This window comes from Rhodoluna sp. (assembly GCF_049276775.1).
In the GTDB taxonomy this organism is placed as follows: Bacteria; Actinomycetota; Actinomycetes; order Actinomycetales; family Microbacteriaceae; genus Rhodoluna.
The window spans coordinates 1-1,581 of sequence record NZ_JBASXC010000069.1 but is presented as its reverse complement, the minus strand read 5'-3'; the positions used below and the strand labels follow the sequence as shown (position 1 = coordinate 1,581).

Annotated in this window: 3 protein-coding genes; all 3 read right to left on the bottom strand. The window is 38.3% G+C overall.

Going from position 1 to position 1,581, the window contains the following annotated elements:
- Positions 1–401: hypothetical protein (locus WAO31_RS04430; RefSeq protein ID WP_509590718.1), on the bottom strand; the 401-nt coding region annotated here is incomplete at its 3' end.
- 15 nt (positions 402–416) lie between these two features.
- On the bottom strand, positions 417–998 hold the full coding sequence (locus WAO31_RS04425; protein WP_509590715.1) for a hypothetical protein: 582 nt from the start codon (positions 996–998) through the stop codon (positions 417–419).
- Between the two features lie 6 nt (positions 999–1,004).
- Positions 1,005–1,581: XkdF-like putative serine protease domain-containing protein (locus tag WAO31_RS04420; RefSeq protein WP_509590712.1), on the bottom strand; the 577-nt coding region annotated here is incomplete at its 5' end.

The following is a 1,581-nucleotide window of genomic DNA, read 5'->3' as shown; positions in this document are numbered from 1 at the left end:
TCCATTCTGTTAGCCATTCTGTTAGAAATGTCAGAAACCAATTGAACCTCAAATGGTACTTCCTCTTGGAAATTAGATTGTCTCAATCTCTCCGTTAAGAAAACATCATATAGTTCGTAAGGACATAATTCCATGTTAATTTTTTCAGTTGCCGTCTCAATTAAGACTTGGTCTATACTTGTGTCACCTGTCGGTGAAAAACCGCACGATTTTCCATTTTGGAAAACCAATTCATTTGTCATAAATGGAACCTTTTCTGTTCCGCGAATGTTTGCTCTTACCGATGCGTATCTTGGGAGCGTTAGACCCAAAACATCTTTCAAAAGGATTTCGTCAGAAATTTCTCTTGTGTAACTTGAAAGTGCGCTTAGGTCATAGTCAAACTTGAAATTCTTTTTCATTTTAATAAGTTTTATCTATTTTCTATGTTTATTTAGAATACCTAATCTGTAATCAGCAAAGTTCTGATTGATATTCTTTTTCTCTGTAATGCCCTTGTGTTGTGGGGCTGCTTTGAATGCCTCAACCTCGTTTTTCAATTCGTTGAAATTCTCAGTTGTTGCTTCCATAACTTTTAACATCTGTTCAATTGACGCTTTGATTGTATTCAATTCGTCTTCAAAGTTTAGTTCAGTTTTTTCTGTTTCCTCAGCCATCTGCTCCTCAGCAGCCGCTTCAGCCTCCTCAACTACATCAGCCACATCCTCACTCTCAGGAACACGGATTTCAATAAGTGTCGCTTCCTCATCTACGACAATTACATATCCATCTCTTAAAGTGTGCTCACCCGCAGGTGCGTCGCTCAAAATCGCGTCATCACCAACTACATAGATTTTGTCACCCAATTCAAACTCGCCCTCTTTGTCGTTAGTTACTCTGGTTCCGTCCTCTAATTCTGTTGTAGCGAATTTCTCCTCTACTGACTCAGTAGTCTCCTCTACAGAAAACTCTAAACCCAACATTGTTTTAATCTTATTGATTGCTTCTGTTGCGTTCATAAAATTTTAATTTATTTGAGTTATTATGTTTATTACCTCATTCAATAAATACTCATCACTTTTCTCTTTACTGAAACTCATATCAAATAATCCTTCAACACTAACCGCCTTGATAAGACCCTTCTTTACATAATCGTTCCATAATTCATCGTTATCTACTTTGTATCCTACGACCCATGACCCCGATGGTACATCCTCTTGAGAATAACCATAGTCATAAATCTTATCACCTGAATCTCCCACAATCCAACTTTCCACCAAATAGATATCGTCAAACTTTTTGTCTGTATGTTCGTAATTTACAAACTCAGGTGAGGTTCTACCCTCCATCAAGAATTTGTGTGCTCCTCTCTCAATTGCCTCCTTACTGAATCTAACAAAATACTCACCCTCACCCGGTTCATATCGGCGAATGAGTTTGTTAGGTATCATCGCAGGTGCGTAAATCATTCTCTTTTCGTCATCCAACTTAAACTGATGTTCCACACTACTGAACTCGTTGGACTTTCTTACCCTACACGGACGGAATCTCTCCTCACCCATGTATTCAATTTTCTCATAGATACCCTCACAACCCATCGCT

Coding starts and splice junctions, on each gene's coding strand:
- WAO31_RS04425 (WP_509590715.1), bottom strand. CDS start 998: ATGAACGCAACAGAAGCAATCAATAAGATTAAAACAATGTTGGGTTTA.